We start from the raw sequence: 24,449 nt of genomic DNA, 5'->3' as shown, positions 1-24,449 counted from the left end.
CCCAGCACTGGGCGAGCCCCGCCACCGAAAGGGACCGTCGTGGCCTACCCGGACGACCTGCTCAGCCCGAGCGAGCACGTCGTGATCCACCAGCACCCGCACTGGAAGACGTTGCTCGTCCCGGTGCTCGTGCTCCTCGTCGCGGTCGGCGGTGGCGCGTACCTGGCGGCGCTCGTGGCGGACCAGAGCTGGGCGTCGGTCGCGTGGATCGCCCTCGGCGCGGTCGTCCTGGTGCTCGTCGCCTGGCTGACCGTGGCGCCCGTGGTCCGCTGGCGCACCACGCACTTCATCGTCACCAGCGACCGCGTGATGTACCGGATCGGCGTGGTCAAGCGGACCGGTCTGGACATCCCGCTCGGCCGCATCAACAGCGTCCGGTTCGAGCACAGCCTGCTGGACCGGGTGCTGGGCTGCGGCACGCTGATCATCGAGTCGGCGTCGGACGAGCCGCTGGAGTTCGACGACATCCCGGGCGTCGAGAAGGTCCACTCCATGCTGTACCGGGAGATCAACGACAACCCCGAGGACGACCACCAGCCGGAGGACAGGGTCAGCGATGGGCGCGCGTGAAGTCGGTCTGCCGGAGACGGTCGGCGGGAGCGGGCTCCCGGACCGCGTGACGATCTGGGAGGTCGGGCCGCGGGACGGGCTGCAGAACGAGTCGGAGGTGGTGCCGGTCGCCACCAAGCTGGAGTTCCTGGACCGCCTCGCCGACGCGGGCGGCACGGTGCTGGAGGCCACGAGCTTCGTGCACCCCAAGTGGGTGCCGCAGCTGGCGGACGCCGAGGAGCTGCTGGCCGGCCTGGTCAAGCGCCCCGGCGTCACCTACCCGGTGCTGGTGCCGAACGAGCGCGGGCTGGAGCGCGCGCTGCGGGCGGGCGTCGACCACGTCGCGATCTTCGCCAGCGCCACCGAGACGTTCGCGCGGCGCAACCTGAACCGGTCGCTGGACGAGCAGTTCGCCATGTTCGACCCGGTCGTGTCCCGCGCGAAGGCCGAGGGCCTGCGGGTCCGCGGGTACGTGTCCATGTGCTTCGGCGACCCGTGGGAGGGCGCGGTGGCCCGTGACCAGGTCGTCGGCGTCGGCAAGCGGCTGCTGGACATGGGCTGCGACCAGCTGTCCCTCGGCGACACGATCGGCGTCGCCACGCCGGGCCAGGTGACGGCGCTGCTGGCCGGTTTCGACGACGTGGACCGGTTGGCCGTGCACTTCCACGACACGTACGGGCAGGCGCTGGCGAACACGTTGGCCGCGTTGCAGGCGGGCGTGCGCACGGTCGACTCGTCGGCGGGCGGCCTCGGCGGTTGCCCCTACGCGGAGTCCGCGACCGGCAACCTCGCCACGGAGGACCTGGTGTGGATGCTCGACGGGCTGGGCGTCCGGCACGGCGTCGACCTCGACAAGCTCGCCGACACCAGCGCGTGGATGGCGGAGCGGCTGGGCCGGCCCAGCCCGTCGCGGGTGGTCCGGGCGCTGCGGGGGTAGTCCGGTGCGGGTCGTGGAGCTGACGCCGGAGACGTGGCCGCTGCTGGAGGAGCTGTTCGGGCCGAACGGCGCGCAGGCCGGCTGCTGGTGCACGTGGGTCTTCCAGGCGAGCGCCGAGATGCGGGCCAACGGCTCGGCGGGCAACAAGGAGCTGCTGCGCGCCAGGGTGTCGTCCGGGGCGCCGGTGGGGTTGCTCGCGGTCGACGGCGAGCGGCCCGCCGGGTGGGTGGCGGTCGCGCCCCGGCCGGCCTACCCGAGGTTGGCGCGCACCAGGGTCGCCGCGCCCGCGGACCCCGACGAGGACCTGTCCGACGTGTGGTCGGTGACGTGCTTCTTCATCCACCGCACCGCCCTGCCGCGGCCTCGGCGCGTTGCTGCTGGAGCACGCCGTGCGGTTCGCCCGCGAGCACGGCGCGCGTGCCGTCGAGGGCTACCCGGTGGAGAGGGGCGGGGCGAAGAAGAGCTCCGGCGACCTCTACCACGGCACGGTGGGCATGTTCACCGACGCCGGGTTCGAGGTGGTGGAGCGGCGCGGACCGAGCCGCGCGCTCGTGCGGCTCGCGCCGTGATCGAACGGCACCCCGGCGTCCTGGTGTGGCGGCCTCGTCGGCCGGCGCTGGCGATCTCGTCCGGCCCGCACGGCGGCGGGCTCGGCGTCCGGCACTGGGTGCTGAACGCCACCGTGCCGAAGGACTACGCGCGGCTCGACCCGGACGCGCACGTGCGGGAGATCGCGGACGACCTCGGGTTGCGCGGCGCCGGGACCGGGCTGCTGACCGCCGTCGACGTGCGGGACGTGGTGCCCGCGGAGGACGACGGCGTGCGGTCGTGGGTGACGACCGGCATCGGGGCGCACCCGACGTGGGCCGCCGCGCCGCCGGTCGACGAGGTCGCGCCCGCCGTGGGCACGATCAACGCGGTGTGCGTGCTGCCGGTGCGGTTGGCGGACGCGGCGCTGGTGAACGCGGTCGCGACCGTCGCCGAGGCCAAGGCGCAGGCGCTGGCGGAGGCGGGCGTGCCCGGCACCGGGACGGTCACCGACGCCGTCGTCCTGCTGTGCCCCGCGGACGGCCCGGCGGAGCCCTACGGCGGCCCGCGGTCCGCGATCGGGTCCGCGTTGGCCCGGACGGTCCACCGCGCCGTCCACGCCGGGATTTCCCTCGAACGCGCGGGAACCCGGTCGTCGGTCACGACGTCCAACGCGCGACCGACGACCATGCCCGGCGACGGTGAGGACCGGAGGTGGCCGCGATGACCGATCACCGCGCCCAGGTGGACGAGCTGCTCGCCGACTACCGGCGCAGCCGTGACCAGCTGGCGTCCGTGCACCGCGACCTCGCCCGCGTGTCCGGGAAGGCCACCAGCCCGGACGGCTCGGTGACCGCCGTGGTCGACGCCAAGGGCTCGCTCGCGGACCTCGTGCTGGCCGACCACGCCTACCGGCTCCGCCCGGCGCAGCTCGCCGAGCTGATCGTGGGCACCACGCGGGCGGCGGCCGCCGAGGCCGCGGAAGCCGCCTACCGGACGTTGAGCCCGGTCCTGCCCGCCGGCACGGACCCCGAGGCGTTGCTGCGCGGCACGGCCGACCTCCGCCCCGAGGAGATCGGCGCGGACGACGTCGGCGAGAGCCGGCCGCCGCAGCCACCTCGACGCCGCCCGGTCGTTGACGATGACGAGGACTTCGAGCAGCGCGACTGGCTCGACGTCGAGGCCACGCCGAGGAGATCGCGATGAACGGCTTCCAGACCGACCTCGCCCGGCTCACCGAGGGCGCGGGCGACTTCACCGCGTTCGCCGAGCGCGCCGGGAAGATCGCGGGCGACCTGACCGGCGTGCTGGAGTCGATCGGCGACTGCTGGGGCGGCGACGCGATCGGGCAGAGCTTCGCGGCGAGCCACGTCCAGCCGTCGGGTGACGTGCTCAGCGGCCTCGCCGGGTTGCGCGGCGGGTTCGGGGGCGTCGGTGAGCGCTTCGCCGAGACGGCCCGCACGTACCGGGACGTCGAAGACGGCAACAGCACCGCGCTCGGCGCGATCTGACTCAGGGGGCCGTGATGGGGATCGAGCTGCCGGCCGAACTGGCCGAGGTCGCGGCGAAGGCCGGCGTGACGTGGCCGCAGGCCGACGAGGACGCCCTCCGCGCGTCCGCCGTCGCGTGGCGGGAGGCGGGCGCCAAGCTGTCGACGTTGGCGGGCGAGTCCGACGGCGCGGCGGGCAAGGTGCTGGCCACCATGTCCGGCTCGGCCGCCGAAGCGGCCCGCGGCCACTGGAACGCGTTCACCGCGCCCGACGGCACCTTGAACTCGGTGGTGCGCGGCTGCACCGCCGCGGCCGACCGCCTGGACCACGCGGCCGAGCAGATCGGCGCGGCCAAGGTCGAACTGGTGCGCGAGCTGGTGAACCTGGCGAAGAACAACGACGCCGCGCAGCAGGCCGCGAGCGCCGGCCACCCGACCGCGTTGCTGGGCCTCGACACGGCGGTGCGCGGGGCGGCGGCGAACGTCGCGCACCTGACCGACACGTTGACCAGCGCGGTCCGGCTGGACAGCGGTGTGCAGATCGGCGGCGGCCAGGCCCTCGTCAACCCCAACCCCGGCGTGCACGGACCCGGTGACGTCGGTCAGGGGTCAGGTCAGAACGGCCCCGGCAACGGCGCTGGTTCGGGCCACGGTGGCGGTGCCGGCGGGCTTCTCGGTGGCGGTGCCGGTGGGTTGCCGGTTGGCGGCGCAGCCGGCGGCCTCGTCGGTGGTCTGGTCGGCGGTGACGGTGCTCCGGCCGGCGGTGGAGCTTCGGGCGGTGGCCAGGCTGCCGGCCTGGTCGGTGGACTCGTGGGCGGCGGTGCGCCCGGTGGCGGCACCGTGGGCGGCCTGGTCGGTGGCCTTGTCGGCGGCGGTGCGCCGGCCGATGGCAGTGCGGCCGGTGGCGCGCCAGGCAGTGCGCCAAGTGGTGGTGCGGCCGGTGGCGGCGTGGTGGGTGGCTTGGTGGGCGGTCTGGTCGGCGGCGGTGCGCCGGTCGAGGGCGGAGCCGCCGGCGGTCAGGCGCCAGGGCTGGTCGGTGGTCTCGTCGGCGGGGTGACCGACGCGGTCGGCGCGGTGGCCCAGCCGGTCGTGGGCGCGGTGGGCGCGGTCGCGCCGCCGGTCGCGGCCGTCGTGGACCCGGTCCTCGACACGGCCGGCAACGTCGCGCAGGGCGTCGGGCACACCGTGGACCACGCGGTCCAGGGAGCGGCCGACACCGTGACGTCCGGCCGCGACCACGCTCCCGGCCACTCGGGCGGCCAGCCGGGCCAGTCCGGTGGCGCGCCCGGTCTGGTCAACCGGCTCGGTGACGTCGTGGACCCGGTCCTCGGCGCGGTCGCGGCCCCCGTCACGGACACCGTCACCAGGGCCGAGGGCACGGTCAACCAGTCGTCGGCCGCGGTCCTCGACCGGCCGGTGGCGCACGTCGACACCCCGCACGCGCCCGCCCAACCGGCCCCGCCGGCGGCGAACCAGGGCGCGCCGCAAGGACCGTCGTTCAACGGACCCGCTGTCGGCGGTCCGGCCGGCGCACCGGCCGCGGCGACCCCGGCCGCCGCCCAGACCCCGGCCGCGAACACCGCCGCGAACACCGCCGCGAACACCCAGGCCCCGGCCCAGCAGGCGGCCCAGAAGGTCGAGGCCCGTGCCGCGCAGGTCGCGTCGCAGCCCGGTCAGACCACCACCCAACCCGGTCAGGGGCAAGGACAGGGCCAAGGCGGTCAGGGCCAGGCCAAGGACGCCGGCGCAGGTTCGGCGAAGACGGAGACCGCCGCCAAGGCGGACGGCCAGGCCCGGACCGACGCCCAGCCCAAGGGCGAGAGCCAGACCAGGGGCGACGGCCAGCCGAAGGGTGACGGTCAGGCCAAGGGCGACGGTCAGGCCAAGGGCGACGGCCAGCCTAAGGGCGAGAGCCAGCCCAAGGGTGACGGTCAGGCCAGGGGCGGCGAGGGCGTGCCCGGGAACGTCCCGGCGAAGGACGCCGCCGCCCCGACCGGCAAGGACGCGCTGCTCGGCTTCGCGGTCGTCCCCATCGCGTTCGGCGTCGGCGGCCGTGACAGCACGGCCGGCTCCCCGCTCCTCCCCGCCCCGTCGACGGCGGTCCTGCCCGCGGAACCGCAGGCCCCCGCCGCCACGCCCCCGGTCCGTCCGGGCGGCACCGCGGAACCGGCCACCGAGGCCGTGGCGGTGTTCCTGCTCGGCATGTTCCCCGGCGGCACGCTGCCGCCGCCCAGCCGGCAACCGGCCCGCCAGCTCCCGCCGCCGTCCGAGGACGAGACGTTCGCCGCGGGCCTGCGGTTCGAGCCCCAGGGCCACCCGGACGGCCACCTGGTGGACGCGTCCGCCCAGTTCGGCCTCGACCTCAGCGCCGCCGCCCAGGACGGCCTGGCGTCACGGCTGGCCGGCGCGCCGGCGGACGCGGCCCCGGCCACCGCGCCGTCGCCCGCGACGAACCGGCCGCGCCTGGTCCTCACGCCCGGCGGCGCGCCCGATCCGGAGCTGCTCGACGGCTACGACCCGTTGGCCGGCATGAACGAACGCGACTGGGACCGCCGGTTCCTGGTCCGCGCCGACCCGCCCGAGTACGCGTGGCCGCCCGGCGAGCTGTTCCCCGAGGGCGGTTACGAGGAAGGGCAGCCGGGCGTCCTCGCGGTCGGCGTCGAGCTGGACCGGTTCGGCGGGCCGGAGGGCCGGGTGCTGTCCCAGCTCGGCACGGCGTACCCGGCCCGGTCGCTGCCGCCCGCGCTCGTGGACGCCGGCTACCACCGCTACCGCGTGGTCAAGGTGCTGCCGGTGTGGTTCACGCTGTCCGCCGAGTGGTTCGGCCAGCCCGGCGGCGGCGTCCGCTACCGCACCACCTACCCGGTCGCCGACCTGGTCGCGCTGGGCTACCTGGAGGAGGTCCGATGAACGCCGAGTCGATCCAGGGCTGGCTGCTGGCCGTCGGCGTGCCCGCCGAGCTGGTGTCGGTCGGGGCGGAAGCCGACAACACGTGGTGCCTGGTGCCGACCGAGGAGGGGTTCGAGGTCTTCTGGCGCGAGCAGGGCAACCGGTACGACTGGGCCGCGTTCACCAGCGAGGACGTCGCCTGCCACTACTTGTTCGGCCGGCTCGTGTGGGCGCAGGTCGTGCGCGGCGCGGTCGGCGTGCTGCCCCAGGCGGAGCCGGCGGTCGAATCGGAAGCGCAGCCCGAACAGGCGGGAGCACCGGCGACTAGCGGGGCGTGAGGTCGGTCCGCCAGGTCACGCCCACCACGTCCTCGGCCCTCGGCACGGGCAGGAACAGGGCGAACGTCGCGGGGCGGGCGGTGGACAGCTCCAGCCGCCCGCCGTCCGCGTCCACGAGGGCCCGGGCCAGCGCCAGGCCGACGCCCGTGGACCCGCCGCCGGACACCCCGCGCTCGAAGATGTGGTGCGCGAGCTCGTCCGGCACGCCCGCGCCCGAGTCGGCGACCTCCACGACGACCGTGCCGTCGTCCCGGCGCGCGGAGACGACGACCTGACCCTCGCCGTGCCGCAGGGCGTTGTCCAGCAGCACGCCGATCGCCTCACGCAGGCGTGCGGGCGTGGCACGGGCCAGCAGACCTTCCGGCACCTTCACCCGCAGCGCGCGCCCGGCCCGTCGCAGCGGCTCCCGCCACTCCTCGGCGATGGCGGACAGCTCGGCGCCCAGGTCGAGCGGTTCCGCGCCGACGGCCCGCGCGGCCCGTGCGGCGGCCAGCATCTCGTTCAGCACCTCGGCCAGCCGTTCGGCCTGCTCCAACGCGGCCCGCGCCTCGGCGGCCGTGTCGGGTTCGGGGTGCAGCGACAACGCCTCCAGCCGCAGCTGCAACGCGGTCAGCCTGCTGCGCAGCTGGTGCGAGACGTCGCCGACCAGCTCGCGCTCCCGCTGCACGAGCTGCGCCAGCGCGCCCGCCGACTTGTCCAGCGCGTCCGCCACGAGGTCCAGCTCCGGCACGCCGTGCCGCCGGTCGTCCCGCCGGAAGTCGCCCGCGCCGAGCCGGGCGGCGCGCGCGGCGACGTGCCGCAACGGCTTGGCGAGCTTGCGGGCGGTCACCGTGGCGACGACCGTGCCGGTGCTCACCGACAGCACGACGAGCAGCACCACGAGCGCCGCGACCTGGTACTGGGCGGTGTGCATCGGCGCGGACGACACCTCCAGCCGGACGGTGCCCTGCTGCGCGATCGGCACCTCGACCGACAGCGCGTCGATCCCCGGTGTCCGCCCGAACTCCCGCACCCCGCCGGCCGACGTGACGACGAGGTGTCCGCCTTCCGGCACACCGACCTCCACCGGCCCGAGGTCGATCGGCCGACCGCTCGCGATCTGGTCGTCGATGGACGCGGCGATCCGCTGCGCCCGCGCGGCAAGGTCCGTGCGCGCGCCGTCCTCGACGAGCCGCAGCGCCGTGTAGCCGAGCGGGATGCCGAGCGCGAACCCGGTGACGGCGACGGCGAGCAGGATGGCCCGCAGGATGCGGCTGCGCATCAGTCGGCGGTGTTGAAGCGGAAGCCGACGCCGCGCACGGTGGCGATGCGCCGTTCGACGCTGCGGACGTCGCCGAGCTTCCGGCGCAGCCAGGACATGTGCATGTCGAGGGTCTTGCTGCTCTTCAGCTCCGGGTCGTTCCAGACCTCGGACAGGATCTCGTCGCGGTGCACGACCTGGCCGGCGCGCTGGATCAGCACGCGCAGCAGCTCGAACTCCTTGTTCGCGAGCTGCACCTCCTGCCCCTCCACGGTGACGCGGCGCGCGGCGAGGTCCACCCGGACGCCGTTGACCTCCACCGTGCCGGGCGCGCGGCGGCGGAGCAGGGCGCGGATGCGGGCCATCAGCTCGGCCAGCCGGAACGGCTTGGCCACGTAGTCGTCGGCGCCCGCGTCCAGCCCGACGACGAAGTCCACCTCGTCGGACCGCGCGGTGAGCATCAGGACCGGGATGCCGCGCCCGCCCGCGCGCAGCCGGCGGCACACCTCCAGCCCGTCCATCCCGGGCAGGCCGAGGTCGAGCACCAACAGGTCGATCCCGCTGTGGGTGGCCGCGTCCAGCGCTCCCGGACCGTCACCGACCACCTGGACCTGGTACCCCTCCCGCTGCAACGCGCGCGACAGGGGCTCCGCGATCGCCGGGTCGTCCTCGGCCAACAAGACCACGCTCACACCGCCCAGCGTAGGCGTGGCACGATCCCGTGCGTGGCCGCCCTTCGTGCAGATTTGTCCCTGGCCCTCCGCTTGGCGGACGAGGCCGACAAGATCACCACCGCGCGGTTCCGCGCGCGCGACCTGGTGGTGGAGCGCAAGCCCGACCGCACGCCCGTGACGGACGCCGACGTGGCCGTCGAGGACGCGATCCGAGCGGTGCTCGCGGCGGAGGCCCCGGACGACCAGGTGGCGGGCGAGGAGCGCGGCGGCACGGCGGGCGCCGGGCGGGCGTGGGTGGTCGACCCGATCGACGGCACGAAGAACTTCCTGCGCGGCGTGCCGGTGTGGGCGACGTTGATCGCGCTGGTCGTGGACGGCGTGCCGGTCGTCGGTGTGGTGAGCGCGCCCGCGCTGGGGCGTCGCTGGTGGGCATCCGCGGGTGGTGGCGCGCACACGCGGGACGCGTTGGGGGAGCGGGCGATCGCGGTGTCCGGCGTGCGCGACCTGTCCGACGCGTACCTGTCCACCACGCACTTGGGCACGTGGGGCGAATACCACTCGCGCGAGGCGTACCTGGCGCTGGTCGACGCGTGCTGGGAGAACCGGGCGTTCGGCGACTTCTGGCAGCACTGCCTGGTCGCGGAGGGCGCGATCGACGTGGCCGCGGAGCCGATCGTCAACCCGTGGGACGTGGCGCCGTTCCAGGTGCTGGTGACCGAGGCCGGTGGCCGGTTCAGCGACCTGTCGGGCGTGGCGCGGTTCGACGGCGGGAACGTGCTGTCGAGCAACGGGCACCTGCACGAGGCCGCGCTGAAGGTGCTCGCCGAGAACCGCTGACGCCGCCGGCGTCACGGCCGGGACGGGACGGGGTCGGGACCGGCGCGGGCCGGGACCGGGGAGGGGCCGGGACCGGCGTTCGGTCGGCCGCCGTCAGGGCCGGCCGAGGGGCTCCTCGTCGGTCGGCCGGTCGTACGACCTGGTCACGCGGCGCGGGCGGAAGTCGGCCTCGGGGAACACCCACTTCTTGTAGCCGTACCAGCGGAACGCCATCGCGATCAGGGTGCCGATGATCTGGGCACTGACGAAGTCGGCGACCTCCTCGCCGAGCCGGCTGAGGTGCGGCTCCTGGAGGTCGAGCAGGTACCGCGACACCCACAGCGGCAGGGAGTTCAGGCCGATGCCGATCCCGTTGACGAGGAAGAACAGCGCCGCCTCGTGGTGCCGCTCGCGCCCGCCGCGGGTCTTGAACGACCACTCGCGGTTCAGCACGTAGGACACGATCGTGGCGACCAGGGTCGCGACGATCTTCGCCGTCACCGGCTTCTCGCTCAGCACCGTGGTCTTCAGGCCGATGAAGATGGCCGTGTCGATCACGAAGCAGGTGCCGCCGACCAGGGCGAACTTGAGCAGCTCTCTGTGCTTGAGGGCCAGCGAGCGCAGCGGTTCGGGCAGGCGGAGGACGACGTTTTCGACTACGGACACCCTGGCAGTGTACGGAAAACGCGTGAAACGCCAGTTCAGGCGACCTCGCGTTGCTCCGTGGGCAGCGGCAGCGATCGCACGGACGGCCGCACGCCCGCCTCGGGGAAGACGAACTTGCGCATCGCCCAGAACTTGAACGCGGTGGCCGCCAGCATCCCGATCACGGAACCGGTGGCGAAGTCGGCGATCTCGGAGTGCAGCCCGAAGACGTGCCGCGAGACGTAGAGCGGCATCAGGTTCACGCCGATGCCGATGCCGCTGACCAGGAAGAACAGGGCGGCCTCGTGGTGCCGCTCACGGCCGCCGCGGGTGTGGAACGACCACTCGCGGCTCAGCACGTACGACGAGATGACGGCGACCAGGACGGCGATGGCCTTGGCCGTCACCACCTTGTCCTGCAGGACGGTCAGCTTCAGCGCGTACCAGATGCCGTTGTCGATCACGAACGTCGTGCCGCCCACGACGGCGAAGCGGATCAGCTCGCGGTGCTTGTTGATCAGGAACCGGAGCGGTTCCGGCAGTCGGCCCAGTACCCGGCGCACGAGTGGCAGCACCGGGGCAGGTTACCGCGCGGTGATCGAACGACTACGAAGGGGTTCGGCAACGATCCGGACCCCGGTCGTGCGGTGACCTGGGCTGGCCCGGCGGCTTCCGGGGGCACGGGTCCTCGGGCCGCGTCGTCGGCGGCGCGGTGGTGGTCGGCGGTGGCGTCGTCGGTGTCGGCGTGGACCGCGTGGTGGTCGTCGGCGGCACGGTGGTGGTCGTCATCGGCGGCGTGGTCGGCGCCGTGGACGTCCGGGATTCGGTCGTCGGCGTCGTCCCGGTGCTCGTCGGGCCGGGCGTCGTGGGCGCGGGGGTCGTCGGCGTGGTCGAACCCGGCGCGATCGGCAGGCCGACCGGCGGCTCCGGCGCCTGCCCCTCGCTCTCGCCCGGGCGCAGCGACAGGACCAGGTCGACGCTCTCGGCCGCGGCGCCGAGCGTGGCGCTGACCTTCACCGCGCCGTCGCGGTGCGGCGACCCGAGGGCCCACACCGGCAGGCGGAACGTCTCGCCGCGGTCCAGCGGCACCTCGCACACCACGCGGTGGCGCGACCGGTCACAACCGGGCCACAGCGCGACCAGCGTGACGTGCTCGCTCGACTCCACGACCAGCCGCAGGTGACCGTCCCGGCCGCCGGTGTTGGTGGCCCTGATGTCGAGGCGCGGGTCCCAGAACCCGTGCTGCCACTTGTGGACCAGGAGTTCCAGGTCGTCGTGCACCGGCCGCACGTCGACCGTGACCTGGATCGACACGCTGAGCGAGACGCCCGCGCTGAGCGTGCCGGTGATCCGACCGCCCTGCGCGTCCGGGTCGGCCTGGAGGCGGAACACGAACGTGGCCGTGCCGCCGGGTGCGATGCCCCGCGAGGTCGTGCACGTCACCGTGCCGCTGCCGGCGGGGCAGGTGACGGACTGCTCGGGAGCACCGTCGAACCGGACCAGGCGCGCGCCCGCGAACGTCGGCGCGGCCCCGACGGACCGGACGCCGGGCGGCAGGTCCAGCGCGGCGCTGACCGGCTCGGACGCCGTCTCCCCCGTGTTGCGGACGGTGACCGGCAGCTCGACGGGCTCGTCGCCGGGCGTCAGCGTGAAGCCGGCGGGAGCGGTCGGCACGAGATTCGGCGGTGTCGGCCGCGGCGCGGGCGCGGGCTCGGGCGCCGGTGCGGGGACGACCTCGGGCGCGGGCGCCGGAGCGGGCGCGGGCTGCGGCGTCGGAGCCGGCGCGGGCTCCGGAGACGGGACGGGCGCGGGAACCGGCGGTGGCGGCTGGTCCGGCGCGGGCGGCTGGGGCTGCTCCGGCGCGGGCTGGGCCGTCGTCACCGGCACGGCCTGCGCGGCGGGCACCTCCTGCTCGCCACCGGACGCCAGGCCGATCGCGACCGCGACGACCAGCGCGGCGGCGGACGCGGCGGCGCCCAGGAACTGGCGGGGCGCGGACGTGACGGCGCCGACCGCAGCGCCACCCGTGCCCGCGGCGGCGGCGACCGTGACGGCCTTCGCCGCGCCCGCGCCGGCGGCGGCCAGGTAACCGGTCGCGCCGACGCCCAGCACCAGCGGGGCGATGATCCCGCGCAGCGCGCCGTTGACGTCCGCCAGCTCGGCGGCCAGCGCGCGGCAGCCGCCGCACTCGTCCAGGTGCGCCTCGACCTGCGTGGTCTCCCGCTTCGACAGGCCGCCGCGGGTCCACGCGCCGAGCCGGTCGACCGTGGCGCGGCACCGCTCGCTCTGCGTCTCCGCCAGGTGGACCTGCAGGTACGCCTGCTTCAGGCCCTCGCGGGCCCGGTAGGCCAGGGCCGACACGCCGTTGGCGGTCAGCCCGAGCAGGGGCGCGACGTCGGCGGGCGACTGGCCCTCGATCTCGGTGTGCCACAGCACGGTCTGCCAGCGCTCGGGCAGCCGGGCGAACGCCTTGGCGGCCATCGACCGCTCCAGGCCCGCCACGGCGGTGTCCTTGAACGGCACGCTCGTCGCCTCGGGCGCGACCTCGGCCACGTCGTCGGCGAGTTCGACCTTGCGGTCCCGGCGGGTCTTGTCGTACGCGGTGTGGCGCAGCGCGGTGAGCAGGTAGGCGCGGAACGCGGAGTCCGGGCCGCGGCCCGCGCGCAGGGTGTCGAGGACCTTCGCGAAGGCGTCCGAGACCAGGTCGTCGGCCTCGGCGGACGACCTCGCGAGCTGGCGGGCCAGGTTGTACGCGGCGGACACGTGACGTTCGTAGAGCTGCCCGTAGGCGTCGATCGTCCCGCCGCGCACGGAATCGATCAGCTCCGCGTCGCTCGGTCCGTGGACGTCAGCAGGAACGGTCGCCACGTGTTTTCCCCTCCTCGCGCCGCGCCAGTGTGACGTACGGGATCGCGCACCGTCACGTGGAACCTCCCGACTGGGTGGAGTGAATGCCGTCATGGATGAGCTTCGAGCACGTCTCGTGTTCGGAATCCGAAAGTCTGAGGAGGCATCCGGGTGGGTGTTCGGGAAGCGGTCGCACGGCGTTCCGGCGCTGACGGGTCGCGCGCGCTGCGGTCGAGGTGGCGCAACGCCACGATGGCCGCCGGCTGGGCGTTCCCGGCGGACTGGCCGTTGGCCGAGGTGGACGACGTGTGCCGGGCCGTGGTGGACGGGGGCGACGCGGGCGCCGAGCTGTACCGGCTGGGCGGCGCGCGGGCCGAGGCGGGCGCGGGGCTGGCGGAGACGCTGCTGGACCTCGCGGCGCTGCACGCGGTGCTGGCGGAGCCGCCGGGGTCGACCGGGATCGTGTCGGCGAGCGTGGACGCGATCCCGGCGCGGATGCTCCGGGCCACCGCGCTGGGCTGGGGCGACGTGATGAGCAAGCGGGCGGGGGACTGCGCGGCGGACAACCCGCTGACCGGCCTGGCCACCGCCGGGTACCTGCGGACGCGGCTGCGCGAGGTGTACGCGGAGGCGCGGGCGACCGGCCGGCGGGATCACGTCCTGGTGCTGGTGGGGCTGGACCTGAGTCGCACGTCCGGGTGGTCGCGGGTGGTCGCGATGACGTTGCTGGCGGACGCGTTGAAGGAGGTGTTCGACGCGGGGGAGACCGTGGCGTCCGTCGGTCCCTCGGTGGCGTGCGTGCTGCTGCGCCGTGACGAGCGCCTGGTGCGGGCCGTGGCCAACCTCCGGGTGCTCACGGCCGACCGGTTGGCCGTCGACCCGCACGTCGCGCCCACGGGGCCGGTGCGGGTGTGGCTGGAGGAGCTGCCCGAGACCTGGGCCGACGCGGTCGCGCTGATCGCGGGCCTGGGCCGCTGACCCGTCGGTCGCCGAACCCCTGTCCGGCGCCCGTCACCCTCTCCCCTCCCCCCGGAAGCCCGGTGCGCCCCGCGCACCGGGCTTCTTCTCGCGCTCACACGTTCGGCTGAACCACGACAGTTGACAGCCCGGACGGCGTGCTGGTCTCCTAGTGTCTTAGTTGAGTAGAACACTTTGGAGGCGCCGGGTGGAGTTCCGCATCGACCGGTCCAGTGGCCTCCCCGCGTACCTCCAGCTGGTCCGCCAGGTCCGGGAGGCACTGCGGCTCGGGTGGCTGCGGCCGGGTGACCGGCTGCCGACCGTCCGCGACGTCGTCGCGACCAGTGGGGTGAACGCGAACACCGTGCTCAAGGCGTACCGCGAACTGGAGCTGTCCGGCCTGGTGGAGGCACGCCAGGGCTCGGGCACGTTCGTCAAGGCCGGGCTCGGCTCGACCGACCCGGAGGTCATGGCCGCCCTGCGCGCCCGCCTCGCCGTGTGGGTCCGCGAGGCGCGCGAGGCCGGGCTGGACACCGAGGACATCGACGCGCTCGTGCGGTCGGTGCTCGCCGCCGGCGGAGACGGCGATCAGACATCAGTGGGGGAAGGGGTGGGGGTCCGGTGAACACCGCGGTCGAAGCGGTCGCCGACACCGGCATCGCGGTCCGCGCGCAGGCGCTGGGCAAGCGGTACCGGAGCAAGTGGGCGCTGCGGGAGTGCACGTTCGACCTGCCCGCGGGCAGGGTGGCGGCGCTGGTCGGCGCGAACGGCGCCGGCAAGACGACGTTGATGACCGTCCTCGCGGGCCTCCTCGACGCCGACGAGGGGTCGGCGGGCGCGGCGGGCCGGGTGGCGTTCGTGTCGCAGGAGAAGCCGGTCTACCGGCACTTCTCCGCGGCCGACGTGCTGCGCCTGGGCTCCCGCCTGAACGTCGTGTGGGACGAGTCGCGCGCCCGCCGCTGGCTCGAGCGCTTCGAGATCCCGCTGGACCGGTCGTGCGGCAAGCTGTCCGGCGGTCAACAGGCCCAGGTGGCGTTCGCGCTGGCCATCGGCTCGCGGCCGGACGTGCTCATGCTGGACGAGCCGCTGGCCAACCTCGACCCGCTGGCCCGCCGCGAGGTCACCGCCGAGCTGCTGACCGAGGTCGACGAGACCGGCATGACGGTGCTGCTGTCCACGCACGTCGTCGCCGAGCTGTCCGGCGTGGCCGACTACCTGCTCCTCCTCGCGCACGGCCGGCTGCTCGCCGGCGGCGACCTGGACGAGCTGCTGGCCAGGCACGTCAGCTACACCGGCCCGCGCTCCGACGTGCCGCCCGCGTTGGGCGAGGTCGTGGAGGCACGGCACCGCGGCGCGCAGTCGACGTTCCTGGTCAAGCTGCCCGAGGGGCAGCCGCGGCCGGTCGTCGCCGGGCAGTGGGCCGAGCGGCCGGTCACGCTGGAGGACTACGTCCTGGCCCAGTTGGAGGCCACCAGGAAGGGGAGCGCGGCATGACCGCCACCACCACGACCCCCGTCACGACCGCCGCGCCGGCCCGCGCCCGCACCCACGTCGGGTGGGCGGACCTGCTGTGGCTCACCTGGCGGCAGCACCGCTGGACGGTCGTCGGCACGGCCGTCGCCGTCGGGGGCGTGATCGCCCTGGCGCTGGGCATGGCGTGGCACGTCGACGCCACCGGCACCGCCGACCACCGGGTGCTGGGCGAGTGGCGCTACCTCGGCCTCAGCCAGTTCCTGGTGAACGTGCCGGTCCTGCTGGGCGGGCTGTTCGCGTCGTTCTGGGCGGCGCCCCTGCTGTCCCGCGAGTACGAGCAGCGCACGCACCTCGTGGTGTGGAGCCAGGACGTCACGCCGATCCGCTGGCTGACCGGCAAGGTCGTGCTGCTCGGCGCGGCCGCCGTGGCGCTGGCCGCGGGCCTGAGCACGGCGCTGGTCAAGATGATGAACAGCGTCAACGCCGTCCGGAACGAGTACGTCCCGTTCCAGCCGTTCGGGAACGCGGAGTTCGAGGCGGTGCCCCAGGTGCAGGTCGCCTACGCGGCGTTCGGCTTCGCGCTGGGCCTCGCGCTCAGCGCCGTCACCCGCCGCACGGTGCCCGCGATGGGGCTCGCGCTCGTCGGGTTCTACCTGGTGCGCGGCATCGTGGCGGCGGTGTGGCGGCCGTACTTCCAGACCCCGCTGCGCAGCCTGGAGCCGTACCACGTCGGCTCGCTGTCCTGGGTGGGCGACACCGACGGCAGGTGGCGGGTCGAGAGCGGTTACGCCGACGCGGCCGGCAACGAGGTCCGCTTCACCGGCGAGTGCAGCGACGTCCGCTCCGACGCGGACATCGAGCAGTGCATGCGGGACCACGGCATCGTGCACTGGTACACGGACTACCACCCGGCCGAGCGGCTGCTGCCGTTCCAGCTGTTCGAGACCGGGATCTTCCTGGTGCTCGCCGCCGGCCTGCTCGCGCTCGCCTTCGTGTGGGTGCGCCGGGCGCGCCGCGTCTGACCCCGGGCCTGCCGCGGTCCCACCCGCGGCGGTCCTGCCGAGAGGTCCCGCGCGCTTCGGCGAAGCGCGCGGGACCGGCGGCGGGCGGTCCCGTGCGAACCACGCTGTTTGTGCAGGTAGGATCACGAAACCGTGGACTCCCGAACTCGTCTCCCCGTCGTCGGCATGATCGGCGGCGGTCAGCTCGCCCGCATGACGCACCAGGCCGCCATCCCCCTCGGCCAGTCACTGCGGGTCCTCGCCGAGTCGGAGTCCGACCCCGCCGCGCTCGTCGCGCGCGACGTCGAACTGGGCAGGCACACCGACCTCGACGCGTTGCGCGCGTTCGCCAAGTCGTGCGACGTCGTCACGTTCGACCACGAGCACGTGCCGCAGGAGCACCTGCACGCGCTGGTCGCCGACGGCGCGAAGGTCTTCCCCGGCCCCGACGCCCTCGTGCACGCGCAGGACAAGCTGGTCATGCGGGCGAGGCTGGCCGAGCTGGGCGCCCCCGTGCCGCCGTTCTCCGCCGTGCTCGACGCCGCCGACGTGCTGGCGTTCGGCGCGCGGCACGGGTGGCCGTGCGTGCTGAAGGCCGTGCGCGGCGGCTACGACGGCCGCGGCGTGTGGATGCTGAACACGCCGCAGAGCGCGCAGCGGGTCGTCCCCGAGCTGCTCGCGGCCGGCACGCCGTTGATGGTCGAGCAGTGCGTGCCGATGCGCCGGGAGCTGTCCGCGCTGGTGGCGCGGTCGCCGTTCGGCCAGGGCGCGGCGTGGCCGCTGGTGCAGACCGTGCAGCAGGACGGGATCTGCGTCGAGGTGCTGGCCCCGGCGCCGGAAGGGGACCTCGACCTCGCCGAGCAGGCCCAGGAACTCGCGCTGCGGATCGCGTCCGAGCTGGGCGTGGTCGGGCTGCTGGCCGTGGAGCTGTTCGAGACGGCGGACGGGCTGGTCGTCAACGAGCTCGCCATGCGCCCCCACAACTCCGGCCACTGGACCATCGAGGGCGCCCGCACCTCGCAGTTCGAGCAGCACCTGCGGGCCGTGCTGGACTACCCGCTCGGCGCGACGGACCTCGTCGCGCCCGCCGTCGTGATGGCGAACGTCCTGGGCGCCTCGTCGGCGCCCGAGATGGGGCCCGACGAGCGCCTGCACCACCTGTTCGCCCGGTTCCCCGACGCCCACGTGCACCTGTACGGCAAGGCGGAGCGGCCGGGGCGCAAGATCGGTCACGTGACGCTGCTCGGTGAGCGGATGGACGAGGTGCGGCAGCGGGCGCGGCTCGCGGCGCACTGGCTGTCCGACGGCGTGTGGCTGGACGGGTACGACATCCACGGAGGGCAGCAGTGACGCAGGTCGGCGTGATCATGGGCAGCGACTCGGACTGGCCGGTGATGAAGGCCGCGGCCGAGGCGCTGGCCGAGTTCGACGTGACCTACGAGGTCGGCGTGTACTCGGCGCACCGCACGCCGCAGCGGATGCTGGACTACGCGGCGACGGCGGCGTCCCGCGGGTTGCAGGTGATCATCGCCGGCGCGGGCGGCGCGGCGCACCTGCCGGGCATGGTGGCGTCCGCGACGGTGCTGCCGGTGATCGGCGTGCCGGTCCCGCTGAAGTACCTCGATGGGATGGACTCGCTGCTGTCGATCGTCCAGATGCCGGCGGGTGTGCCGGTGGCGGCCGTGTCCGTCGGCGGCGCGCGCAACGCCGGGCTGCTGGCCGTGCGCGTGCTGGCGGCGTCCGACGCTGACCTGCGCAAGCGGATGGAAGCGTTCCAGGCGTCGCTCGCGGACCTGGTGCTGGAGAAGGACGCGGCGCTGCGCGACGTGGCGCTGCGGCCTGTTGCGGACGGCACAGCGGACAAGTGAGTGAACGCGCGCTAACATCCTGGTAGGACGCCCTACCGGGAGGTAACTTAACGTGGACCCGAGCTTCGGTACCTACCAGCTCGCCGAGGAGCACGAGGCGCTGCGGTCGGCGGTCCGGTCGCTTGCGGACAAGGAGATCGCACCGCACGCGGCGGACGTCGACGAGCGCGAGCGCTTCCCGGTCGAGGCGTTGAACGCGCTGGTCAAGTCGGGTTTCGCGGCCGTGCACGTGCCCGAGGAGTACGACGGCCAGGGCGCCGACTCGGTGGCCACGTGCATCGTGATCGAGGAGGTGGCGCGCGTCTGCGCGTCGTCGTCCCTGATCCCCGCGGTGAACAAGCTGGGCACGATGCCGATCCTGCTGTCGGCGTCGGAGGAGCTGAAGCGGCAGGTGCTCCCGTCCATCGCGTCCGGCGACGCCATGGCGTCCTACGCGCTGTCCGAGCGCGAGGCCGGGTCCGACACGGCGTCCATGCGCACGCGGGCGCGCCTCGACGGCGACCACTGGGTGCTGAACGGCACCAAGTGCTGGATCACCAACGCCGGCGAGTCCACCTGGTACACGGTGATGGCCGTGACCGACCCCGACGCCCCGAAGAAGTCGCAGGGCATCTCGGCGTTCGTGGTGCACAAGGACGACCCCGGTTTCGTCGTGGGTTCGAAGGAGCGCAAGCTCGGCATCAAGGGCTCCCCGACCCGTGAGATCCACTTCGAGAACTGCACGATCCCCGAGGACCGCATCATCGGCGAGCCCGGCACCGGCCTGAAGACGGCCCTGAGGACGCTGGACCACACGCGCCCCACGATCGGCGCGCAGGCCGTGGGCATCGCGCAGGGCGCCCTGGAAGCCGCCATCGCCTACGTCAAGGACCGCAAGCAGTTCGGGAAGTCGATCTCCGAGTTCCAGGGCGTCCAGTTCATGCTGGCCGACATGGCGATGAAGATCGAGGCGGCCCGGCACATGGTGTACGTGGCGGCGGCGAAGGCCGAGCGCGGCGAGCCGAACATCGGCTTCATCACGGCGGCGGCCAAGTGCTTCGCCTCCGACGTGGCCATGGAGGTGACGACGGACGCCGTGCAGCTGTTCGGCGGCGCCGGCTACACGCGCGACTTCCCGGTGGAGCGCATGATGCGCGACGCCAAGATCACCCAGATCTACGAGGGCACGAACCAGATCCAGCGCGTCGTCATGTCCCGCGCCCTGCTCAACGGCTAGGCCCTTCGCTCCTCTCCGCCTCACGGCCCGGGCGCGGTCTGATCACTCGATCAGGCCGCGCCCGGGCCGTTTTCGCGCCGTGGCCCGATCACCCGATCAAGGCGCGCTCAGGTGGGTGACTGCGACGTTCGGCTCCAACTGAGACCACGACTTCAAACCCGGGGTTGCAGCGCATTGACATGTTTCGGTCATGTCATCGAAACTTTAGGCCGCCGACCACTGTGGTCAGGATCACCGTCGCCGCCTCCACCCACCACCCGGAAGGAGCCCTGGTGACCATCCGCTCGGGCCGCTCTCAGAGCCGATCAACGGTCGTCGTGCTGGCGGTGGCGGGGCTTGCGCTCGCCGGCGCCATGACGGCGGCAGCGAAGACCACCACCGCACCGGCCGCCGACGTCGTCGCGGCCGCCGCGGGCGTCGAGGACGACGGCGCCGACTGCCGGGTCGCGCTGCCCGGCTCCACGCCCGCCAACTCCAAGCTCCCCGACCCGTTCAAGAGGATCGACGGCACGCGCGTCACGTCCAAGTCGGACTGGCGGTGCCGGCGCGCCGAGACCAGGGAGCTGGCGGAGCGGTACGTCTACGGCGACAAGCCCGCGAAGCCCGCGAGCGTCACGGGCACCGTCACGAGCTCCGCCATCACCGTGAACGTGTCGGAGAACGGCCGGAGCGCGAGCTTCTCCGCGAGGGTCGAGCTGCCGAGCGGTTCCGGGCCGTTCCCCGCCGTCGTCGTCCTGGGCGGGCTCGGCGCGGACACGGCCACGATCAAGGCCGCCGGCGCGGCCGTCATCAACTACGACCCCATCGCGGTCGGGCGCGAGGGCACGGCCCGCGGCAACAAGCAGGGCGCGTTCTACAGCATCTACGGCTCGTCCAGCAGCACCGGCCTGCTCATGGCGTGGGCCTGGGGCGTCAGCCGGATCATCGACGTCGTCGAGCAGTCCGGCGGCACGATCCTCAAGGCCGACGCGATGGGCGTGACGGGCTGCTCCCGGTACGGCAAGGGCGCGTTCGCGAGCGGCGTGTTCGACCAGCGCGTCGCGTTGACCATGCCGATCGAGTCCGGCAGCGCCGGTGTGCCCGCCTTCCGCGCGGTCGCCGGGGAGAGCGGCGCGCAGCCGTTGAGCAGCGCCTACGGCGAGCAGCCGTGGCTGGGTGACGCGTTCGGCTCGTTCACGGGCAACCCGAACTCGCTGCCCGTCGACACGCACCAGATGGTCGGCATGGTCGCGCCGCGCGGCCTGCTCATCATGGAGAACCCGCACGTCGACTGGCTGGGTGCGCGGTCGGGCAGCGTGGCGGCGCTGGCGGGCGCGGAGGTCTACAAGGCGCTCGGCGCGGGCGACAACATCACGTACTGGTCCGACGTCCAGGACGGCACGCACTGCGCGTCCCGCACCGAGTGGCGGACCCCGTTGCAGCAGAACATCCAGAAGCACCTGCTGAAGACGGGGAGCGCGGCGGGCACGTTCCGGATCTCCAGCCGCAAGGCCGGCAACCTGGCCGAGTGGCGGGACTGGCAGACGCCGACCCTGTCCGGCGGAACGACGACCACGACGACCACGACCACGACGTCCACGTCCACTTCGACCAGCACGTCCACGTCGACCACGACGTCCACCACCACGACGACGACCACGCCACCCGCGGGCGGCTGCACGGCGTCGGCGTCGGTGAACCAGTGGACGGGCGGGTTCGTCGCCACGATCCGGGTCACCGCGGGCTCCGCGCCGGTCAACGGCTGGACGGTGACCGTGGCCCTCCCGGCGGGTTCGAGCGTCACCAACGCGTGGAACGCGAACCGCAGCGGCAACTCCGGCACGGTCCAGTTCACGAACGTCAGCTTCAACGGCTCCATCGCCGCCGGTCAGTCGACCGAATTCGGCTTCCAGGGCACCGGCGCCGGGTCGGGGATCAGCCCCGCCTGCGCCGCCAGGTAGTCCCGCGACGACCCGGCCTGGCGGTCCCGGCGACGGGGCCGCCAGGCCGAAGCGGCTAGGAGCCGACGCCCGCCGGCGCGGCCGGGACGTGCTCCGCGGTCCGCACGGCGCGCGTGTCGGCGACCAGGTCCGGCACGCCCCGCTGGTCACGGCGGAAGACCGGCACCACGAAAGCGCCGACGACCACGAGCGCCAGCACGCACATGTCCACGGCGAACCACCAGTCGGCGGGAGCCAGGGCGACGTAGGCGATCAGGCCGGTGACGCCGAGGAGTTCGCGCAGCGCGATCCGCGCCGGGTTGGCGCGGGCGCCGTCCGGACGGCGGACGTGGTACCGCAGCAACCACCCGCCCAGCGCGTGCCCGCCCGTCAGCGACGGCACGACGACGCGGATCGCCACCGCCAGGCCGACCACCCACCAGCGGTTGCCGTCGAAGACGAGCCGGGCGACGACCGCGAGCACCAGCACGTCCATCAGCAGCCCGAGGAGTCGGCGCGGCACGGACACCGTGCCCGGCGGGGCGGTCGACGCGTCCGGGTGCGGCACCGCGGGCACCACCAGCGCGACCGGCGCGATCATCCAGCCGAGCAGCGAACCGGCGGTGTTGGAGATCAGGTCGTCGACGTCCGCGATGCGGTACGGGCACGGGTACGCGCCCAGGTTGCCGGAGAACTGCACCACCTCGACCGCCAGCGAGATGCCGAGCCCGATCGCGACCACCGCGAACGGCCCGCGCCCGTACGACTTCCGCAGCACCACGCCCAGCGGCACGAACAGGGCGACGTTGAACGCCTGCTGGAGGAACACGGTCGACGTGACCACGGCGACCACGCCGGAACGCCCGTTGGCCGACAGGTTGTTGCGCATGTCGGTGATCCAGCGGAACGGCGTGGTCGACACCATCTGCTCGCCGGTGCACACCAGCGCCGACGGGAACGGCAGGAAGATCAGCGCCAAGGCCACCAGGCCGTACGCCAGCAGCCCGTACAGGACCAGGGCGCGGCGGGGCTCGACGCGCCCGAACCGGTGGTAGTGCAAGGCGATCAGCGGCAGCAGGACCAGCACGCCCACGCCGACGAACGCCCCGAAACCGGCCCGGACCGATTCAACGTACGAACTGAGCATGTCCACCGATCCGGTCAACGTCCCGCGCGCTCGCGATGAAGGTCAACCGGTCAATAACCCCTTGGCGTGAACGCCAAACCCGATCGGTGCGCGTTGCCGCCGAACGGACGCCGTCGGACGCCGTCGGATGCGGTCGGACGCGGTCGGGCGGTGCTCAGGCGGTGCTCGGCCGGAGGTCGGGTGGTGCCCCGCTGGTCTCCGGACGGCCGTCACGCACGCGCTCAGGCAGGCGCTCAGGCGGTGGCGGCCAAGTAGGCGTCGAGCCGGTCGTAGCTGATGTCCGCGCCGTCCGTCATGCCGGTGTCGAGGGCGCGGTCGCGGTCGGCCCGCGAGGGGTACTTCATGGTCTGCACGACGGTCGTGCGGTCGCCGTCCGCGATGAACTCGGTGGTGTTGACCGTCGTTGCCCAGTCCGGGCCCCACGACTCGGTCTGCACGGTCCGCGAGTGCGGCGTGACCTCCTGGTACTCGCCGGTCATCGCCATCTCCTCGCCGTTGGCGCGCCGCCACACCATGTGCCAGCGCCCGCCCGGCCGCAGGTCGATCTCGCACACCGGCATGGTCCAGCCCTCCGGGCCGAGCATCCAGCGCGCGACGTGCTCCGGCTTGGTGAACGCGTCGAACACGAGCCGCTGGGGCGCGCCGAACGACCGCGTCACGGCCACTTCCAGGTCGGACGGCGTGGTCCACCGCGCGGTGGTGTCAGTGCTCATCTTTCCGCTCCTTCAGCTGTTCGAGGTAGGCGTCGAGGCGCCGGTAGCTGTCGTCCCAGAACCGGCGGTACCCGTCGGCCCACTCGGCGACCTCGCGCAACGGCGTCGCGTCCAGCGCGCACGGACGCCACTGGGCGTCGCGGCCGCGCGTGATGAGCCCCGCCCGTTCCAGCACCCGCAGGTGCTTGGAGACCGCCGGGCCGCTCATCGCGAACGGCGCGGAGAGTTCCTTCACGGTCGCCGCGCCCTCGGCCAGGCGGGCCAGGATCGCCCGCCGCGTCGGGTCGGCCAACGCCGCGAAGGTGAGGCTTAGGGGATCGTCCGCCATCGCTACCTAACCACTTGGTTATCTAACTACTTGGTTTTGTACGCTGGTCGCGAGCCGCTGTCAACCGGAAGGAGGCACGGGTGTGCCGCCGTCGAGGCGAACCGCCTCGTCAGCTGAGAAGGGGGGTGCGGGGCCGTGCTAGCCGACGAGGTCCAACGTCGTCTGCTCGCTCGCCCGTCGCGCGGGGAGCAGGTCCGGCGTGGCGTGGCTGCACTGGACGAGCGACCCGCCGCCCGCGAGCACGGCCAGGAAGCCGTTCAGCAGGCCGTCCGGGAAGGCCCACTCCACAGTGGACAGCACGCGGGACGTCGTGGTGATGCCGAGCGTCGCGGCCCGCTGGTGCGCCTCCTCCACCACTTCGTCTACAGTGGACCGCAGGAGGGCGGGGGTGTCGCCGGGCACCGGTTCCCACGGCGTGAAGTCGTCGCCGAACACCCGCACGTCGTCGTTGTAGTCCACCGGCGCGCCGCTGCCGAGGCCCATCGGGTGCAACGACGCCACGGCCGTCACGAGCGCGCCGGGCACCTCGCCGCCGGGAGCCACGACCGCCACCTTCGCGCCCGCCGGGTCGTCCGTCACGGCCGCGCCGCACCACCACGCGCCCAGCAGCACGCCCGCCGTCTGCCAGTGCGCCGGCAGCAGCACGGCCACCGGGTCGCCCGGCTCGACGTCGTGCTCGTCACGCAGCCAGTTCGCCGTCTTGGCCGCCCAGTTGCGGATCGTGGCCCGCGACAGCTCGACCCGCGTGCCCGCCGCGTCGTCGTAGTGCGTGATCAGGGGACGGCCGGGATTCGCCGCGAACAGGGGTGCGAACAGGGCATCCGTGACGGTCATGCGCCAACCTTGCCACGCCGGGTCGGCGGCCACGCGCCGGC

The 24,449-nt window shown here is 73.8% G+C and carries 25 protein-coding genes and 1 pseudogene; 17 read left to right on the top strand and 9 right to left on the bottom strand.

The window, feature by feature from the left end; genetic code table 11:
* The first annotated feature begins 39 nt into the window (after positions 1-39).
* The 8 genes and pseudogenes from ACRAKH_RS30770 to ACRAKH_RS30735 form a co-directional block, all read left to right on the top strand.
* Positions 40-570, top strand: coding sequence for a PH domain-containing protein (locus tag ACRAKH_RS30770; RefSeq protein WP_380726323.1), 531 nt, complete (start codon positions 40-42; stop codon positions 568-570).
* Entirely contained in the window at positions 557-1,486 is a 930-nt protein-coding gene (locus ACRAKH_RS30765) for a hydroxymethylglutaryl-CoA lyase (RefSeq protein ID WP_380726321.1), read from the top strand. The genes ACRAKH_RS30770 and ACRAKH_RS30765 overlap by 14 nt, the downstream gene beginning before the upstream one ends.
* A 371-nt stretch (positions 1,487-1,857) precedes the next feature.
* On the top strand, positions 1,858-2,055 hold the full coding sequence (locus ACRAKH_RS30760) for a hypothetical protein (protein ID WP_380726319.1): 198 nt from the start codon (positions 1,858-1,860) through the stop codon (positions 2,053-2,055).
* Positions 2,052-2,741: an adenosylcobinamide amidohydrolase gene (locus ACRAKH_RS30755; RefSeq protein ID WP_380726317.1), complete on the top strand. Its 690-nt coding sequence runs from the start codon at positions 2,052-2,054 to the stop codon at positions 2,739-2,741. The genes ACRAKH_RS30760 and ACRAKH_RS30755 overlap by 4 nt, the downstream gene beginning before the upstream one ends.
* Positions 2,738-3,220: a YbaB/EbfC family nucleoid-associated protein gene (locus ACRAKH_RS30750; RefSeq protein ID WP_380726315.1), complete on the top strand. Its 483-nt coding sequence runs from the start codon at positions 2,738-2,740 to the stop codon at positions 3,218-3,220. Before ACRAKH_RS30755 ends, ACRAKH_RS30750 begins: the two co-directional genes overlap by 4 nt.
* The gene (locus tag ACRAKH_RS30745) at positions 3,217-3,525 is read left to right on the top strand and encodes a WXG100 family type VII secretion target (RefSeq protein WP_380726313.1); all 309 of its coding nucleotides are present in this window, start codon (positions 3,217-3,219) and stop codon (positions 3,523-3,525) included. Before ACRAKH_RS30750 ends, ACRAKH_RS30745 begins: the two co-directional genes overlap by 4 nt.
* Positions 3,526-3,539: 14 nt before the next feature.
* Positions 3,540-6,413, top strand: coding sequence for a glycohydrolase toxin TNT-related protein (locus ACRAKH_RS30740; RefSeq protein ID WP_447009453.1), 2,874 nt, complete (start codon positions 3,540-3,542; stop codon positions 6,411-6,413).
* Positions 6,410-6,658, top strand: a pseudogene (locus tag ACRAKH_RS30735) (hypothetical protein); the annotation flags it as partial. The gene ACRAKH_RS30740 and the pseudogene ACRAKH_RS30735, both read left to right, overlap by 4 nt.
* 58 nt (positions 6,659-6,716) lie before the next feature.
* On the opposite strand, the gene ACRAKH_RS30730 reads toward ACRAKH_RS30735, so the two are convergent.
* Positions 6,717-7,991 (bottom strand): ATP-binding protein, encoded by a 1,275-nt coding sequence (locus ACRAKH_RS30730; protein ID WP_380729693.1) that lies wholly within the window; start codon positions 7,989-7,991, stop codon positions 6,717-6,719.
* A complete protein-coding gene (locus ACRAKH_RS30725) occupies positions 7,991-8,662 on the bottom strand; it encodes a response regulator transcription factor (RefSeq protein ID WP_380729691.1) in 672 nt (223 codons plus the stop codon). The genes ACRAKH_RS30730 and ACRAKH_RS30725 overlap by 1 nt, the downstream gene beginning before the upstream one ends.
* Before the next feature lie 54 nt (positions 8,663-8,716).
* Here ACRAKH_RS30725 and hisN point away from each other — a divergent pair, with 54 nt between their 5' ends.
* Positions 8,717-9,481, top strand: coding sequence for a histidinol-phosphatase (hisN, locus tag ACRAKH_RS30720; protein WP_447009452.1), 765 nt, complete (start codon positions 8,717-8,719; stop codon positions 9,479-9,481).
* Between the two features lie 93 nt (positions 9,482-9,574).
* Here the strand turns inward: hisN and ACRAKH_RS30715 are convergent, their stop codons facing one another.
* The 3 genes from ACRAKH_RS30715 to ACRAKH_RS30705 are packed head-to-tail and all read right to left on the bottom strand — an operon-like array spanning position 9,575 to position 12,973.
* Positions 9,575-10,126 (bottom strand): GtrA family protein, encoded by a 552-nt coding sequence (locus tag ACRAKH_RS30715; RefSeq protein WP_380729688.1) that lies wholly within the window; start codon positions 10,124-10,126, stop codon positions 9,575-9,577.
* Positions 10,127-10,161: 35 nt separating this feature from the next.
* The gene (locus ACRAKH_RS30710) at positions 10,162-10,677 is read right to left on the bottom strand and encodes a GtrA family protein (RefSeq protein ID WP_380729697.1); all 516 of its coding nucleotides are present in this window, start codon (positions 10,675-10,677) and stop codon (positions 10,162-10,164) included.
* Between the two features lie 34 nt (positions 10,678-10,711).
* Positions 10,712-12,973 (bottom strand): sigma-70 family RNA polymerase sigma factor, encoded by a 2,262-nt coding sequence (locus tag ACRAKH_RS30705; RefSeq protein ID WP_447009451.1) that lies wholly within the window; start codon positions 12,971-12,973, stop codon positions 10,712-10,714.
* Between the two features lie 150 nt (positions 12,974-13,123).
* Here ACRAKH_RS30705 and ACRAKH_RS30700 point away from each other — a divergent pair, with 150 nt between their 5' ends.
* The 8 genes from ACRAKH_RS30700 to ACRAKH_RS30665 all read left to right on the top strand — a co-directional run bounded on the left by ACRAKH_RS30700 (position 13,124) and on the right by ACRAKH_RS30665 (position 21,407).
* Positions 13,124-13,930, top strand: a complete 807-nt coding sequence (locus ACRAKH_RS30700) for a GGDEF domain-containing protein (protein WP_380726098.1) — start codon at positions 13,124-13,126, stop codon at positions 13,928-13,930.
* Positions 13,931-14,117: 187 nt separating this feature from the next.
* The gene (locus tag ACRAKH_RS30695; RefSeq protein ID WP_380726100.1) at positions 14,118-14,534 is read left to right on the top strand and encodes a GntR family transcriptional regulator; all 417 of its coding nucleotides are present in this window, start codon (positions 14,118-14,120) and stop codon (positions 14,532-14,534) included.
* The gene (locus tag ACRAKH_RS30690; protein ID WP_380726102.1) at positions 14,531-15,403 is read left to right on the top strand and encodes an ATP-binding cassette domain-containing protein; all 873 of its coding nucleotides are present in this window, start codon (positions 14,531-14,533) and stop codon (positions 15,401-15,403) included. The genes ACRAKH_RS30695 and ACRAKH_RS30690 overlap by 4 nt, the downstream gene beginning before the upstream one ends.
* Entirely contained in the window at positions 15,400-16,404 is a 1,005-nt protein-coding gene (locus tag ACRAKH_RS30685) for a hypothetical protein (protein WP_380726104.1), read from the top strand. Before ACRAKH_RS30690 ends, ACRAKH_RS30685 begins: the two co-directional genes overlap by 4 nt.
* A 132-nt stretch (positions 16,405-16,536) precedes the next feature.
* The gene (locus ACRAKH_RS30680; protein WP_380726106.1) at positions 16,537-17,733 is read left to right on the top strand and encodes a 5-(carboxyamino)imidazole ribonucleotide synthase; all 1,197 of its coding nucleotides are present in this window, start codon (positions 16,537-16,539) and stop codon (positions 17,731-17,733) included.
* Positions 17,730-18,251 carry a 5-(carboxyamino)imidazole ribonucleotide mutase gene (gene purE / locus ACRAKH_RS30675; RefSeq protein WP_380726108.1) on the top strand — a complete coding sequence of 174 codons (522 nt, stop codon included), beginning with the start codon at positions 17,730-17,732 and terminating at the stop codon, positions 18,249-18,251. The genes ACRAKH_RS30680 and purE overlap by 4 nt, the downstream gene beginning before the upstream one ends.
* A gap of 52 nt (positions 18,252-18,303) precedes the next feature.
* Entirely contained in the window at positions 18,304-19,467 is a 1,164-nt protein-coding gene (locus ACRAKH_RS30670) for an acyl-CoA dehydrogenase (RefSeq protein ID WP_380726110.1), read from the top strand.
* A 272-nt stretch (positions 19,468-19,739) separates the two neighbouring features.
* Positions 19,740-21,407 (top strand): glucuronyl esterase domain-containing protein, encoded by a 1,668-nt coding sequence (locus tag ACRAKH_RS30665; protein ID WP_380726112.1) that lies wholly within the window; start codon positions 19,740-19,742, stop codon positions 21,405-21,407.
* A 55-nt stretch (positions 21,408-21,462) separates the two neighbouring features.
* Here the strand turns inward: ACRAKH_RS30665 and ACRAKH_RS30660 are convergent, their stop codons facing one another.
* From ACRAKH_RS30660 to ACRAKH_RS30645, 4 genes are all read right to left on the bottom strand, one after another.
* The gene (locus ACRAKH_RS30660) at positions 21,463-22,533 is read right to left on the bottom strand and encodes a VanZ family protein (RefSeq protein ID WP_380726114.1); all 1,071 of its coding nucleotides are present in this window, start codon (positions 22,531-22,533) and stop codon (positions 21,463-21,465) included.
* Between the two features lie 233 nt (positions 22,534-22,766).
* Positions 22,767-23,246, bottom strand: coding sequence for an SRPBCC family protein (locus tag ACRAKH_RS30655; RefSeq protein ID WP_380726116.1), 480 nt, complete (start codon positions 23,244-23,246; stop codon positions 22,767-22,769).
* A complete protein-coding gene (locus tag ACRAKH_RS30650) occupies positions 23,236-23,574 on the bottom strand; it encodes an ArsR/SmtB family transcription factor (protein ID WP_380726118.1) in 339 nt (112 codons plus the stop codon). The genes ACRAKH_RS30655 and ACRAKH_RS30650 overlap by 11 nt, the downstream gene beginning before the upstream one ends.
* Positions 23,575-23,712: 138 nt before the next feature.
* Complete coding sequence (locus ACRAKH_RS30645; RefSeq protein ID WP_380726120.1) at positions 23,713-24,408, bottom strand: TIGR03089 family protein; 696 nt, start codon at positions 24,406-24,408, stop codon at positions 23,713-23,715.
* Positions 24,409-24,449: the final 41 nt, after the last annotated feature.

This window comes from Saccharothrix hoggarensis, assembly GCF_052936025.1.
The sequence above is the reverse complement of the archived record's forward strand: the minus strand, read 5'-3'. Positions and strand labels throughout refer to the sequence as shown.